General features: G+C 64.8%; 12 protein-coding genes. 6 read left to right on the top strand and 6 right to left on the bottom strand.

The window, feature by feature from the left end; all coding sequences use genetic code 11:
* The first annotated feature begins 9 nt into the window (after positions 1–9).
* The gene (locus ACF3NP_RS02750; RefSeq protein WP_269952479.1) at positions 10–1,215 is read left to right on the top strand and encodes a protein adenylyltransferase SelO family protein; all 1,206 of its coding nucleotides are present in this window, start codon (positions 10–12) and stop codon (positions 1,213–1,215) included.
* A gap of 33 nt (positions 1,216–1,248) precedes the next feature.
* Here the strand turns inward: ACF3NP_RS02750 and mqo are convergent, their stop codons facing one another.
* The gene (gene mqo, locus ACF3NP_RS02745; protein WP_269952478.1) at positions 1,249–2,760 is read right to left on the bottom strand and encodes a malate dehydrogenase (quinone); all 1,512 of its coding nucleotides are present in this window, start codon (positions 2,758–2,760) and stop codon (positions 1,249–1,251) included.
* Positions 2,761–2,891: 131 nt separating this feature from the next.
* On the opposite strand from mqo, the gene ACF3NP_RS02740 reads away from it, so the two are divergent.
* The 4 genes from ACF3NP_RS02740 to ACF3NP_RS02725 all read left to right on the top strand — a co-directional run bounded on the left by ACF3NP_RS02740 (position 2,892) and on the right by ACF3NP_RS02725 (position 6,562).
* Entirely contained in the window at positions 2,892–3,887 is a 996-nt protein-coding gene (locus tag ACF3NP_RS02740; RefSeq protein WP_269952477.1) for an alpha/beta hydrolase, read from the top strand.
* A gap of 41 nt (positions 3,888–3,928) precedes the next feature.
* A complete protein-coding gene (gene mtr / locus ACF3NP_RS02735) occupies positions 3,929–5,356 on the top strand; it encodes a mycothione reductase (RefSeq protein WP_269952476.1) in 1,428 nt (475 codons plus the stop codon).
* A 321-nt stretch (positions 5,357–5,677) separates the two neighbouring features.
* Positions 5,678–6,088 (top strand): hypothetical protein, encoded by a 411-nt coding sequence (locus tag ACF3NP_RS02730; protein WP_181888645.1) that lies wholly within the window; start codon positions 5,678–5,680, stop codon positions 6,086–6,088.
* A 54-nt stretch (positions 6,089–6,142) separates the two neighbouring features.
* On the top strand, positions 6,143–6,562 hold the full coding sequence (locus ACF3NP_RS02725) for a hypothetical protein (protein WP_181888646.1): 420 nt from the start codon (positions 6,143–6,145) through the stop codon (positions 6,560–6,562).
* A 136-nt stretch (positions 6,563–6,698) separates the two neighbouring features.
* Here the strand turns inward: ACF3NP_RS02725 and map are convergent, their stop codons facing one another.
* From map to dxr, 5 genes are read right to left on the bottom strand one after another with little or no spacing between them, the layout of a single operon-like run.
* Complete coding sequence (gene map, locus ACF3NP_RS02720) at positions 6,699–7,598, bottom strand: type I methionyl aminopeptidase (RefSeq protein ID WP_269952475.1); 900 nt, start codon at positions 7,596–7,598, stop codon at positions 6,699–6,701.
* Positions 7,599–7,651: 53 nt separating this feature from the next.
* Positions 7,652–9,466 (bottom strand): penicillin-binding transpeptidase domain-containing protein, encoded by a 1,815-nt coding sequence (locus ACF3NP_RS02715; RefSeq protein ID WP_269952474.1) that lies wholly within the window; start codon positions 9,464–9,466, stop codon positions 7,652–7,654.
* Position 9,467: 1 nt separating this feature from the next.
* Complete coding sequence (ispG, locus tag ACF3NP_RS02710; RefSeq protein ID WP_269952473.1) at positions 9,468–10,631, bottom strand: flavodoxin-dependent (E)-4-hydroxy-3-methylbut-2-enyl-diphosphate synthase; 1,164 nt, start codon at positions 10,629–10,631, stop codon at positions 9,468–9,470.
* 20 nt (positions 10,632–10,651) lie between these two features.
* On the bottom strand, positions 10,652–11,854 hold the full coding sequence (locus ACF3NP_RS02705; RefSeq protein WP_392398948.1) for a M50 family metallopeptidase: 1,203 nt from the start codon (positions 11,852–11,854) through the stop codon (positions 10,652–10,654).
* 15 nt (positions 11,855–11,869) lie between these two features.
* Positions 11,870–13,033, bottom strand: coding sequence for a 1-deoxy-D-xylulose-5-phosphate reductoisomerase (dxr, locus tag ACF3NP_RS02700; protein ID WP_392398947.1), 1,164 nt, complete (start codon positions 13,031–13,033; stop codon positions 11,870–11,872).
* A gap of 186 nt (positions 13,034–13,219) precedes the next feature.
* Between dxr and ACF3NP_RS02695 the strand changes: the two genes are divergently transcribed.
* Complete coding sequence (locus tag ACF3NP_RS02695; protein WP_392398946.1) at positions 13,220–13,753, top strand: DUF2631 domain-containing protein; 534 nt, start codon at positions 13,220–13,222, stop codon at positions 13,751–13,753.
* The last annotated feature ends 232 nt before the right edge of the window (positions 13,754–13,985 follow it).

The raw sequence follows: 13,985 nt of genomic DNA, 5'->3' as shown, positions 1-13,985 counted from the left end.
GGTGGAGCCATGAATCAACCCCAGCTCGCCCACACGCTCCCAGACACCCTGCCGGAGCTCGCGCACGCGGAGCCCGGCACGCAGTTTGAGAACCCGCAGCTTGTCGCGCTCAACGAGCCGCTTGCAAATGAGCTCGGGCTCGATGTCGCATGGCTCAAATCCGACGACGGCCTCAAGTTCCTCTCCGGCGGATCCGGCGGCCACGCCATGGCGTACGCGGCGCACCAGTTCGGCCAGTTCGTGCCATTGCTTGGCGACGGCCGCGCCCTGCTGCTCGGCGACACCGCCGGCCATGAGATCCAGCTCAAGGGCTCGGGCTTGACCGCGTTCTCGCGCCCTGGCACGGACGGGGTGGGCGCGATCGGGCCGATGCTGCGCGAGCACCTCGTCTCCACGTTCATGCACGCGGTCGGCGTGCCCACCACCCGGTCGCTGGCGGTGCTGTCCACCGGCGGCACCGTGATCCGCCAAAACGGCGCGGTCCCCGGCGGCATTGTGGCGCGCGTGGCCAAGAGCCACCTGCGCGTGGGCACGGTGCAGTACGCGGCGACGCAGTCGGAGGAGCTGACGCAGAAGGTCGTCGCCGCCGCGGGCTTCGCCGATGCCGAGGAGATGCTGCGCACCGTCACCCGCCGCCAGTTCGACCTGGTGGCGCACTGGATGCGCCTGGGTTTCGTCCACGGGGTGATGAACACCGACAACGTGGCACTGTCCGGAGAGACCATCGACTACGGCCCGTGCGCGTTCACCGAGCGCTTCGACGGCACCGCGAGTTTCTCCTCCATCGACCGCCAGGGCCGCTACGCATTTGGCAACCAGCCCAACATCATCGCCTGGAACATGGCGCGGCTGGCGGAGGCGCTCTACCCACTGCTCGGCGCGGAGAAGGTCGACGCCTACGTCAAAACTGTCCAGCCAGCCTGGGACGAAGCCTGGGCGACGTGGATCGGGGACGACCACGACGGGCTCAACGCCGCCGCCGACATCACCACCTACAACCGCGAGCACGGCATAAACGGAAGCGAGGGTCCCGTCTTCATCCCCCGCAACCAGATGCTGCAGGAGGCTATCGACGCCGCCGAGCTGCGCGGCGACTACACCGCGTACAACGAGCTGCTCTCCGCGGTGAGCGACCCGTACAACGAAAAGGCCGGGCCCGAATGGATGGCCCGGCCTGAGGGGCAGCTGCCCTACGTCACCTTCTGCGGGACGTAAGAACCGCTGCCCCTGTAGTGCGACGCGGTCGCGCTACAGCGTGTTTTCGCCCGTGTCCAGCTTGAGCGTCTTCTGCGTCCACGCCCACTGCTCGTCGTAAGCGTCCTTGTCGCGCTTGAGGGACTTGCCGTAGGTGGGGAACATCTCGTGCAGCTTGTCGGCCCAGTCGATCATGTGCTCGCCGAAGCAGCGCTCCAAAAGCTCGATCATGGCGGCCGGGGTAATCGATGCGCCCGGGGATGCGCCGAGCACGCCGGCGATGGTGCCGTTCTGGTCGTTCACCAAGGCGGTGCCGAACTCCAGGGTGCCGAAGCGCGGGGCGGCAGCCGGCTTGATCACCTGCACGCGCTGGCCGGCGACCACGACCTCCCAGTCCTTGCCGTCTGCTGCCGGGTAGTACTCGTGCAGCATGTCCACCTTGCCGTCGAAGTCGCGGAAGACTTCCTGCACCAGGTACTTCACCAGCGCAAGGTTGGTTGCGCCGACGCCGAGGTAGGACGGGATGTTGTCCGGGCGGATGGACTTGAACAGGTCCAGGTAGGAGCCTTCCTTGAGGAACTTCGGGCTCCAGCCGCCGTAGGGGCCGAACAGGAGCGATTCCTTGCCGTCGACGACGCGCAGGTCCAGGTGCGGCACAGACATCGGCGGGGCACCGACCTTGGCCTTGCCGTAGACCTTGGCCTTGTGCTGCTGCACCAGTTCCTGGTTGTCGGTCTTGAGCCACATGCCGGAGATCGGGAAGCCGGCGTAGCCGTGGACCTCGGGCACGCCTGCCTTGCGCAGCAGGTCCAGCGCGTAGCCGCCGGCGCCGACGAAGACGAAGCGGGCTCGCACGACCTGCTTGTCACCGGTGTGGACGTTTTTGACCGTGACCTTCCAGAAGTTGCCTTCGCGCTTGATATTGGTCACTTCGCGGCCGTAGCGGATCTCGGTGCCGTTGCGCTTCGCGGCGTCGAGGAACTGCCCGGTCAGGGAGCCGTAGTTGATGTCGGTGCCCACGTTGGTCCAGGAGATGGCCACCGGCTCGGCGTCGAAGTCGCGGCCCTGGGACATCAGCGGCAGCTTCTCTGCGAAGGTCTCACGGTCGTCCGCGAACTGCATGTTGGGGAACATGTGGTTTGCGGAGAGTTTGTCGTAGCGCTTGCGCAGGTAGTTGATCTGGTCTTCGCCCTGTGCGAAGGACACGTGCGGCACGGGGTTGATGAAGGCGCGCGGATCCGTCAGTACGTCGTTTTCCACCTGGTAGGACCAGAACTGGCGCGACAGCTGGAACTTCTCGTTGATGTTCATCGCCTTGGAGACATCAATGCGTCCCTTTTTCTCGGGCGTGTAGTTCAGCTCGCACAGTGCGGAGTGGCCGGTGCCGGCGTTGTTGAACGGGTAGGAGGACTCCTCGGCAGGACCGTCGAGCCGCTCGAAGATCATCTGGGACCAGTCGGGTTCCAGCTCGTGCAGCATCGAGCACAGCGTGGCGCTCATGATGCCGGCGCCGACGTGCAGGATGTCCACCTCGTCCGCGTACTTGTTACCACCGTTGTCAGACATACGTAGTCATCCTTTGATGTTTATCGACTTTTGGGAGTGGTGACTATATTACGTCCCCTTCGTCGCCAAGGTGCAAAGGCTTGTCGACGACCACAGGTCCGAACCGTTCGCAGAAAAGTATCATCGGCCGCATGGACAAACTTGATTGGCAACCCGACCCGCTCGGCGACGGATTCGAGCAGGCCGTCCTCCCCCAAGGCAAGGACCCGGACAGTAGAACCCGCGTGGATGCGGTGCTGGTGCGGGACGTGCGCGCGTCGCAAAGCACAAGCCCCTACAAGCCCGCGGTGCTGTGGGTGCACGGCATGTCCGACTACTTTTTCCAGTCCCACGTCGCCGACGAGTTTGCGCGGCACGGGTATCCGTTTTACGCGCTGGACCTGCGGCGCTGCGGGCGCGCGCTGAGGAAGGGGCAGCGGGCGCACTTCACTCTTTCGATGAGCCGGTATTTCCCCGAGCTCACGCAGGCGCTGGAGATCCTCGCGGCGCAGCACGGTTCGGTGGTGGTGCTGGCGCACTCCACCGGCGGTCTGATTGTGCCGCTGTGGGCGGATCACTTGCGCCGCGAAAAGCCTGCGGAGCATGCGAAGCTCGCCGGTGTGATCCTGAACAGCCCGTGGCTGGACATGCAGTTCCCGAAGTGGCAGGTGGCCGTACTGAAGCCAGTGCTCAATTTCTTCGGCACGATCTTCCCGTCGCTGCCGCTGTTGCAGCGCGGCGAGGGCACCTACGGAAAGTCCATCCACAAGGACTTCCACGGCGAATGGGAATTCAATACGCAGTGGAAGCCGATTGACGGGCACCGCAAGTATTTGGGCTGGATCCGCGCGGTGATCAAGGGGCAGGAACAGATCCACGCCGGGGACGTTGACACTGGCGTGCCGACGCTGACGCTGTGCTCGTCGCATTCGTACCTCGGCGAGGACTACTCCCCCGCCGCGGACACCGCCGACACTGTGCTCGACGTCGACCAGATCCAGCGCTGGGCGCCGACGCTGTCGGACGAGACAGAAGTGCAGGTCATCGACGGTGCGCGCCACGACGTGTTCCTGTCCGAGCGCCACGCCCGCGAGGCCGCGTTTAAGGCTGTGTTCGGGTGGCTCGACGGCCAGCATTTCACCCAGTAACGTCGATACGCAAAATACACATATATATAGAGGAGAAGACCATGCCCGCTCACGTAAGCGATTTACAGGACGCCACACACTACGACCTGATCATTGTGGGAACGGGTTCAGGAAACTCCATTCTCACTCCCGACTTCGACGACAAAAACGTCGCCATTGTGGAAAAAGGCGCGTTCGGGGGCACGTGCCTCAACGTCGGCTGCATCCCCACCAAGATGTACGTGCTCGCCGCGGAGCAGGCGTACGCGGCGCGCGAGGCTGGAAAGCTCGGCATTGATCTCGAGTACAAGGGCGCGGACTGGCCCGGGATCGTCGAGCGCGTCTTTGACAACCGCATCGATCTGATCGCCAAGGGCGGCGAGGACTACCGCCGCAACGGTTGCCCCAACGTCACCGTCTACGACGTGGAGGCGTCCTTCCTCGGCCCGAAGACGCTGAAGACCGGCCGCGGCGGGGCCGAAGAGTTCATCACCGCCGACACGATCATCCTCGCCGCCGGCGCCCGCCCGTTCATTCCGGAGTGGGCCAACGACGTCACGTTCCACACCAACGAGGACATCATGCGCCTTGAGCGCCAGCCGAAGTCGTTGACCATCGTCGGCGGCGGCTTCATTGCCATGGAGTTCGCGCACGTCTTTGACGCCTTGGGCACCGAGGTGACCATCATCAGCCGCTCTCAGCTGCTTCGCCAGCTGGACCCGGACCTCGCGGAGCCGTTCAACAAACTCGCCGCCGAGCGCTACACCGTCCACATCGGCCGCACGGTCACTTCCGCCACCGAGAACAGCGAGGGTGTCACGCTCACGCTTGACGACGGCACCACGGTCAGCTCCGAATCCCTCCTCATCGCCACTGGCCGCATCCCCAACAGCGACACCCTCGATGTCGCCACTGCAGGGATCGAAACGCACGAAGGCGGCCGCGTCGCCGTCGACGAGTTCGGCCGCACCTCCGTGGACGGCGTGTGGTCGCTCGGCGACCTGTCTTCCCCATACCAACTCAAGCACGTGGCGAACGCAGAACAGCGAGCCGTGACACACAACGTGCTTCAGGCATGGGCGGGCAACGACGACTCCGCGATGGTGCCGATGCCGCACGATCACGTCCCGTCGGCGATCTTCACCCACCCGCAGATCGCGACGGTGGGCCTGACTGGACAGGAAGCAGCGGACGCGGGCTTCGACGTCACGGTGAAAGTGCAGAACTACGGCGATGTCGCCTACGGCTGGGGCTTGGAGGACTCCACCGGTGTGGTGAAGCTGGTGGCGGACCGCGAATCCGGCCAGCTGTTGGGCGCGCACTACATGGGTCCGCAGGCGTCCACGCTTATCCAGCAAATGATTACCGTGCTCGCATACGGGCTGGACCTGCGGGACTTTCCTCGCTCGCAGTATTGGATCCACCCGTCGCTGGCGGAGGTGACCGAAAACGCGATCCTCGGCCTCGACCTGACGTTCAAAGAAGTCTAAACCCCTACTTTACCCCCTCTTTCGGGGGACCGGGTTAAAAGGCATGACCTTTTCCGCACAGGTGCCGAAAAGAGCACGTGAGAGATATTTGGTCTAGCCCAATTTTTTCAGTGAACGCCAAGCTTTCCAACCTTTGGTTGAACTTTTGAAAAATTTTAAGCGTCAACTTGCATACGGCTGGAAGTGTTCGGCTATTGTCAGTGCAGACACCGGGACCGAGCCCACCGGGCTTGCTATCGGTCCTAGGAGCTCAATGCCCCTGGGATTCTTTGAATTCCACCCGGACGTCGTGCAAGAACTATCAGAGAAGGATTTCGTTTCATGCGTAATTTCCGTAAGGCAGCCCTCGCCGGCGCAACCGCCGTCGCTGTGGCATTCGGCTCCACCGCAGTCGCAACCGCAGCAACCGAAGGCACTGAGGCACCGGAGGCTCCGGCCTACACCGCACCGGTCCGCCCGGTTGAGGACAAGGACAGCAAGGACGGCGTCGAGCCGGCTTCCTCCAACAAGATCGTCCAGTCCGAGTGGCTCGAGTTCCGCGACAAGGACGGCAACCTGCGCGGCACCGACGGCGAGCAGATCTTCGGCAGCCAGAAGGACAACTTCGGTGACCAGCCGCGTTACGCTCGTCTCGCGTACGGCGCAACCATCTTCACCGCTGTTTCCGCAGTTGTCGGCCTCATCGTTGGCCCGCTGTACAACTACTTCGTCCACGGCGATTTCCAGTTCTAAGTTCGCGGATTCCCGCAAACCAATTCCAACTCATTTTTCGAAAGAAGGAACACGATGCGTAACTTCCGCACCGCTGCAGTTGCTACCGCAACCGCTCTGACCGTCGTTGCTGGTGGCACCGCAATCGCCTCCGCTGAGGAAGGCACCACCGAGACCAACTCCAAGGACAAGGCCGTCGTCTTCGTCGGCAAGCAGAAGGAGACCGATAAGGACTTCGGCGAGGTTGTCAGCGACGGCACCAAGGGCCTGTTCGATGGCAAGGGTTCTTCCCACTACTTCAACGACGCGAAGGATCCGTTCTACCCGACCGATGCTTTCGGTAACACCACCAACGCTGAGGACGTCCCGCAGTGGGCTCGCTACTGGATCGACGGCTCCATCGTTGCCGCCATCGGCGCCCTGGTTGGCCTGGTCATCGCTGGCTTCAACTTCGCTTTCTACAACGGCTGGCTGCAGCACCCGCTCAGCAAGTAATTCTTGCTGCTGAGACACGTAACCCCCATCTGCACGTAGCAATGGGGGTTTCGTTCTGTCTGCGGTCCGTCCGTAGACGTAAAGCGGGCCCGTACGGAATAGATCCGTACGGGCCCGCTTTACCTTCTTGCGCGGTTTACTCCCCCAGCATGTGCTGCCCGGCGGCGACATCCGCGTCCGGGATGGTGAGAATCTCGTTGCCGCTGTCGGTAATCACGATGGTGTGCTCGAACTGGGCGGTGTACTCGCCGTCGATGTTCTGCACTGTCCAGCCGTCGTCCCACACGCGGTAAGGCAGCTCGCCGAGGTTGATCATCGGCTCGATGGTCAGCGTCATACCTGGCTCGAGGACGTCGGTGTAGGCGTCGGAATCGTAGTGCAGCACCACAAGCCCGTTGTGGAAGGTTGTGCCCACGCCGTGGCCGGTGAAATCGGTGACCACGTTGTAGCCGAAGCGCTTGGCGTAGGACTCGATCACGCGCCCGATCACGTTGATCTGGCGGCCAGGCTTCGCAGCCTTAATGCCGCGCATCATCGCCTGGTAGGTGCGATCCACCAGATCCTTGTGCTCCTGGGCTACCTCGCCGGCGAAGAAGGTGGCGTTGGTGTCGCCGTGGACACCGTTCTTGTAGGCGGTGACGTCGATGTTGACGATGTCGCCCTCCTGGATCACCGTGGTGTCCGGGATGCCGTGGCAGACAATTTCGTTCAGGGAGATGCAGGAGGACTTCGGGTACCCGCGGTAGCCCAGCGTCGACGGGTAGGCGCCGTGCTCCACCAGGTAGTCGTGGACGATGCCGTCGATCTCGTCGGTGGTCTTGCCCGGGGCCACGGCGGCACCGGCAAGCGCCAGCGCGTTCGCCGCGATCTTGGAGGCTTCGCGCATCGCCTCGATGGTCTCGCGGGTCTGGACGATCGGCTCGCCGACGTTCTCCTGGACCTCGTCCTTCCACGCGTACTCAGGGCGCTCAATGGACTTTGGCACCTTGCGCTCTGGGGTGGGTTTTCCTGGGGTAAGTAGGCCTCGATTATTCATGTCCCCAATGGTAGACCCGCGGTCAAACGGGCCAACACAGCCCGCTGGGCGGCCTACTGGGCGGGCGCGTCGAGGTTCAGCAACATCCGGTCTGACAGCGCCACTGCGGCCTCAGAACCGCCGCCGAGGACTACCAGGGTGGCGAAGGCGATGTCGTCGTCCGCGCGGTAGCCGGTGAACCACGAATGGGAGCCGCCGTTGATCTCGGCTTCGCCGGTCTTGCCGCGGATGTCCCCGCCCGCGGTAAACGCACTCGCGGTGCCGCCCGGGCCGGTCACGGCGGCCATCATCTGGCGTAGTTCGTCCACCGCCTGCGGGTCCATCGGCGGGGCATCTCCGCTGAGCTTCGTCTCCTCGCCCTCCACCAGGTATGGCACGGGCAACGATCCACGAGCGGCCGCTGCGGAGACAAGCGCCATGCCGAACGGGCTGGCCAGATCCAAGCCCTGGCCGTAGCCGGCCTCGGTGCGATCCAGCGGCTCCTCGCCGTCGGGGATGGAGCCGGTGATGGTCTCCACCCCGGGGATCTCCATGTCTATGCCCAAGCCGAACTGTTTGCCGATGGTCTTCAACTCCCCCGGCGCCAGCTTCGTGGAAATATCCGCGAAGGTGGTGTTGCAGGAACGGGCGAACGCGGTCTCCAGCGGCACGGTGCCCAGGCCGAAGCCTGCGTAGTTGGTCACGGTGCGCCCAAAGAGGTTCATCGTTCCGGGGCACGGCACAGGCGAGCCCGGGATGAGCCCTTGCTTGGTCAGCCCGGCGAACGCGGTGAGGATCTTAAACGTCGAGCCCGGCGGGTACTGGCCCATCGTTGCCAGGTTGCCGCCGGCGTCCGCGGCCGGCGTCTGCGCAATAGCCAGGATGCCGCCCGTGGACGGCCGGATGGCCACGATCATGGCCTGCTGGCCCGCAACCGGCTCCAGCGCCATCTCCGCAGCGCGCTGGATGCGGTGGTCCAGGCTGATGTGCACCGCCGGAGCCGGGGCGGCGTCCTGGCGCTTGATCTCCTCGTAGGAAGCGCCGTTTTCGTTGACCACGTCGACGCTCCAGCCGGTATCGCCCTGCAGGTCGTCGCGCACCAGCTCGCCCACGCGCGCCATGATGTCGGGGGCGAAGTCCGGCTGCGCGTTGACCATCGCGGCCTCTTCGTTCAGCCGCACGCCGGGCTCGCCTGCCAGTGCCGCTTCGAACGCGTCGCGCGCAGGTGCGGGCACCACGGCGACGGAGTACGTCCCGGAGGCGTCCTCCAGCTCCTTGGCAATACCTTCCGCGTCGCGCAGGGGCACGCCGCGATCCACCTCGTGCGCCTTCGCCAGTGCCGCGCTGATACCTGCGGCCGTCGAGCTTGCGCTGCGCATCTCGTCCGTGTCCACGAGCACGCGGTACGCGGTGCCGGGCTTGAGCAGCTCCACCCCGTCGGATGAGACCACGCTTGCCTGCGAGGGCGCCACCGAGCGCAGCTCCAGGTGCTGGTTCGCGCCCAGCCGCGGATGCAGAACCGACGGCTGCCAGCGCACATTCCACTCGTTGCCGCTTTGTGTCAGCGTCATCTGCGCCTGATACGTCAGATCTCGCTCTCGCGGCAGGTCCCAGCGCAGCTCGTAGGTGGCGGTGGCCAGGTTGTCGTCCTGGTGGACGTCGATAAGCGATGCGCTCAAGCTCTCCGCCTGCAGCCCACCCCACGTCTCGTTCAGCGAGGTTTCGGCGGCGGAGGCGTCGTCGATAAGCGACGAGTTCACCTCGCGCTTTTCCAGCGCGCTGAGAAAATCGGAGGCGGCGGGTTCGGCGTCGTTGGGTCGCGGGGTGCAACTGCTTATCGACGCCGCAAGCGCCACCACCGCAACCCCCGCGACACTGCGACGGAGCATGCTAGCGGGTGACCTTGACCTCGGCCTTGGTGCCTGCGACCTCCTCGAGGCCCTCCTCCTCGGCGATGCGGTGCGCGTACTCGATGAGCGTTTCCACGATCTTGGACTCCGGCACGGTCTCCACAACCTCGCCCTTGACAAAGATCTGGCCCTTGCCGTTGCCGGACGCCACACCGAGGTCTGCGTCGCGCGCCTCGCCCGGGCCGTTGACAACGCAGCCCATCACGGCCACACGCAGCGGGAACTCCATACCGTCCAGGCCGGCGGTGACCTCCTCGGCGAGCTTGTACACGTCCACCTGGGCGCGGCCGCAGGACGGGCAGGAGACAATCTCCAGCTTGCGCGGGCGCAGGTTCATCGACTGCAGGATCTGGTCGCCGACCTTGATCTCCTCCACCGGGTCCGCGGACAGGGACACGCGGATGGTGTCGCCGATGCCCTGCGACAGCAGCGCGCCGAAGGCCACGGAAGACTTGATCGTGCCCATAAACTTCGGGCCGGCCTCGGTCACGCCGAGGTGCAGCGGGTAGTCAGTCTTCTCCGCGAGCTGGCGGTAGGCCTCCACCATCAGCACCGGGTCGGAGTGCTTCACGGAGATGGCGATGTCGCCGTAGCCGTACTCTTCGAACAGTCCGGCCTCGTAGATCGCGGACTCCACCAGCGCCTCCGGGGTGGCTTTGCCGTACTTCTCCAGCAGGCGCTTGTCCAGGGAGCCGCCGTTGACGCCGATGCGGATCGGGATGCCCGCGTCGCCCGCCGCCTTAGCAACCTCCTTGACGCGGCCGTCGAACTCCTTGATGTTGCCGGGGTTCACGCGCACCGCGGCACAGCCGGCGTCGATGGCCGCGAAGATGTACTTCGGCTGGAAGTGGATGTCCGCGATCACCGGGATCGGCGACTTCGCTGCAATCGCCGGCAGGGCCTCGGCGTCCACCGTCTTCGGGCAGGCCACGCGCACAATGTCGCAGCCTGCGGTGGTCAGCTGCGCGATCTGCTGCAGCGTGGCGTTGATGTCGTGCGTCTTCGTGGTGGTCATGGACTGCACAGAAATCGGGTGATCCGAGCCGACGCCGACATCTCCCACCATCAGCTGACGGGTCTTGCGGCGCGGAGCCAGAGTCGGTGCCGGGCCTTCGGGCATGCCTAATCCGATGGGGGTGTTCATGGTGGCTAACTTTAGCACCGTCAGCCAAAAATTCGGACGGGGTTGACCACGTCCGCGGCCATCACCAACACACCGACGCCGAGCAGCAGCGCTGCCATGGCGTACGTCAAGGGCATGAGCTTTTCGTAGTTCGCGGGAGCGCCCGGGCCGAGGCCACGGAGACGCCGTAAAGCATCGCGAATCTTTTCGTACAGCACCACCGCAATGTGCCCACCGTCCAGCGGCGGCAGCGGCACAAGGTTGAACAGGGCGAGGAAGAAGTTCAGGCTGGCCAGCATCATCCAGAACGCGGACCACATGTCCTGCTCCACCAGCTCGCCGCCGGTGCGCGAGGCACCGATGACGCTGACCGGGCCCTCGATGTCGCGCTCCGCGCCGAAGATGGAGGCCACAACGCCCGGGATCTTCGCGGGGAACGACGCAATGCCGTCCACCGTCGCGCGCAGCATCTGGCCGGTGAACCGGAAGGTCGCAGGCACCGCTTCCGCCGGACCGTACTGCTTGACCGCATCCGTTGCTGAGACGATGCCGACTGCGCCTTGGGTGACGTGCTCCCCGGTCGCCGGGTCGATGCGCTCAACCTCGGCGACGGGGACGTCGATAGTGATGGTTTCGCCGCCGCGCAGCACCTCGAGGGTCACCGTTTCGCCGGGCTGCTTCGCGACGGCATCCCGCAGCTGCCCGAACTGCTCAATCTCCTGCCCGTCAAGCGCCACCAGCGTGTCGCCGACCTGGACACCGGCCTCGCCCGCCGGGCCCGCGCCGGAGCACTCCCCCAGCGTCTCCGCATCCACTTGGTCCGCCACGCACACCGTCTTGCCCACGCGCGGAGTGAAGTCCGCGTCCGGGTTCGGGATGCCGGAGAACACCGCCACGAAATAGGTAATGACCACGCCGATGAGCAGGTTCATCACAATGCCGCCCGCCAGCACCGCGATGCGCTGCCACGCCGGCTTGTTCACCATCGCGTGCGGCTCCTCCTCCGGCGTGAGGGGATCCATCGCGGTCATGCCCGCGATGTCGCAGAACCCGCCGAACGGCAACGCGGCAAGGCCGTACTCGGTGTGGCCCTTCGTAGTCGACCACACCGTGGGGCCGAACCCGATGAAATAGCGTCGCACGCGCATGCCGAACGCGCGGGCGGTGAACATGTGCCCGGCCTCGTGCAGCGCAATAGACGCGGCGATCGCAAGCGCGAACGCCAGAATGCCTAGCGCACCCACAGAACCCCTAGTGCGCTACTTGTGCGCGAGGCGCTCGACAACGGCCTCGGCACGCTCGCGAGCGCGGGACTCGGTGCGCAGGACCGCGTTGACGTTGGCAGGCGCCTCCGCGAAATCATCCGCGTTCTCGAGGACCTCGGCGATGATGTCCACGATGTACGGGAACTTGATGCGGCCTGCCACGAACGCGTCGACGGCAACCTCGTTGGCCGCGTTGTAGATCGCCGGGTACGGCTCACCCTTCGCCGCGGCCTCGCGGGCCAGCTTCACCGCCGGGAAAGCGTCTTCATCCAACGGCTCGAAGGTCCACTCGAAAGCCTGCGAGAAGTCTAGGGCAGGCTGCGCATCCGGGATGCGGTTCGGCCAGTTCAGCGCGTGGGAGATCGGCAGCATCATCGACGGCGGGGACGCCTGGGCGATCGTGGCGCCGTCGGTGAACGTCACCATGGAGTGGACGATGGACTGCGGGTGGACCGTGACGTCGATGTTGTCCGGTTCGACGTCGAACAGCAGCGATGCCTCAATCAGCTCCAGGCCCTTGTTCACCATCGTCGCGGAGTTCAGCGAGTTCATCGAGCCCATAGACCACGTCGGATGGGCAACGGCCTGCTCGTAGGTGACGTCCATCAGCTCCTCGCGGGAATTACCGCGGAATGGGCCACCGGAGGCGGTGAGCACGAAGCGGGCCACCTCCCCGCGGTCACCGGAGCGCATCGATTGGGCCATCGCGGAGTGCTCAGAGTCCACCGGGATGATCTGTCCGGGTTTCGCAGCCTCGAGCACGAAGCGACCGCCAGCGACGAGCGACTCCTTGTTCGCCAGCGCCAGCGTCGCGCCGGACTTCAGCGCGGCGAGGGTTGCGGGCAGGCCAGCGGAGCCGACGAGCGCGTTGAGCACTAAGTCCGCTTCCTGCGACTCCACGAGCGCGGTCGCGCACGCGTCGCCGGTAATGACGAAGCCACCGAGCGCCTTCGAAACCTTCTTGGCCCCTTCCAGATCGCGCACGGCAACCTGGTCGGCGCTGAGGCCGAATTCGCGGGATTGCTCGATAGCCAGGTCAGGGTTGGTTCCGCCGGTGGCGATGCCGACCACGTTGAACTGGTCTCTATGTTCGCGGATGACATCAATCGCCTGAGAACCGATAGAACCTGTCGAGCCCAAGATGATTACATTCTTCACGCACCTATTGTGACATGAAACAGCACATTCTGGCACTGTGCGGGCGTAATCCCGTGGACTGTGGTGCGAAAGTTTGAACACATTGGGGGTGAGAAGTCCCCTTTGCCCCACCCGGTGTGCGATGATAGGCGCTGAAAGTTTTACCGATCTTGGCAACCGCTAAGCAGGCTTTGAAGGAGCATTCCAGTGGCCCACGCGAAGGACAACGCACCCCAGGTGTACAACGGCGTTTCTGAGGCGGATGTTCCGTCCGCCCGTTTCGGCTGGAGCGCCTTCACCGACCGCACTATTCAGATCGCCGGTTGGATCTCCGTCCTGTTCCTTATCGCCTACAACTTTGGCAACCACCAGGGCCACGTCGAGACCATCTGGCTCATCGCCCTCGCGGTGCTGATCGCGCTCGGCCTGATCCTGCACGCCACCAAGCCGAAGCTGAACCAGGTGCGCACCGTCACCGCCCACAACAAGCCGGTGGGCCACCAGGAGCCGGACTGGATCTACGACCAGGCCACCCTCTCCGGTGACGTGTACGAGAACCTCTCCGACTCTCAGCTGCGTTCCCTGAACATCGAGCCGGGCCGCGTCGCCCACCTGCGCCCGGCTCGCGGCCAGGAGCGCGTGGTCGAGAGCACCGCTGCCCGCCCGGTGGACGCGGCGCAGCAGCGCGAGGACGTTGAGGTCATCACCGTCGAGTCCCGCGGCAAGCACGAGCGCATCTAAGCTTCTCGACGCCACCGTCACCGCCAGCCCCCGCTGGCGGTTTTTTCGTGCCAGATGCAAACATTGTTCGCGACCCCGGCCGCCCCGGCTCTCTCCAAACGGCAGACCGCGCGTCCCGGCTTGAATACGCAGACCCAGAGCAAGAGACCCCTAGTATGGCCCTATTTTGGGCATACTAGGGGTCCTGTGCTCGGGGTTTGTGCGCGGGAGGGCTGCGGCCGCCACAGGTAAG

Source organism: Corynebacterium lehmanniae (genome assembly GCF_043161975.1).
Classification (GTDB): Bacteria; Actinomycetota; Actinomycetes; order Mycobacteriales; family Mycobacteriaceae; genus Corynebacterium; species Corynebacterium lehmanniae.
This window is presented reverse-complemented; position numbering and strand designations above follow the sequence as displayed.

Excerpts from the sequence above, each read along its gene's own strand:
- ispG (WP_269952473.1), bottom strand. The coding sequence starts at position 10,631 with ATGAACACCCCCATCGGATTAGGCATGCCCGAAGGCCCGGCACCGACT.
- ACF3NP_RS02730 (WP_181888645.1), top strand. The coding sequence starts at position 5,678 with ATGCGTAATTTCCGTAAGGCAGCCCTCGCCGGCGCAACCGCCGTCGCT.
- map (WP_269952475.1), bottom strand. The coding sequence starts at position 7,598 with ATGAATAATCGAGGCCTACTTACCCCAGGAAAACCCACCCCAGAGCGC.
- ACF3NP_RS02740 (WP_269952477.1), top strand. The coding sequence starts at position 2,892 with ATGGACAAACTTGATTGGCAACCCGACCCGCTCGGCGACGGATTCGAG.
- mqo (WP_269952478.1), bottom strand. The coding sequence starts at position 2,760 with ATGTCTGACAACGGTGGTAACAAGTACGCGGACGAGGTGGACATCCTG.
- ACF3NP_RS02715 (WP_269952474.1), bottom strand. The coding sequence starts at position 9,466 with ATGCTCCGTCGCAGTGTCGCGGGGGTTGCGGTGGTGGCGCTTGCGGCG.
- mtr (WP_269952476.1), top strand. The coding sequence starts at position 3,929 with ATGCCCGCTCACGTAAGCGATTTACAGGACGCCACACACTACGACCTG.
- ACF3NP_RS02750 (WP_269952479.1), top strand. The coding sequence starts at position 10 with ATGAATCAACCCCAGCTCGCCCACACGCTCCCAGACACCCTGCCGGAG.
- ACF3NP_RS02725 (WP_181888646.1), top strand. The coding sequence starts at position 6,143 with ATGCGTAACTTCCGCACCGCTGCAGTTGCTACCGCAACCGCTCTGACC.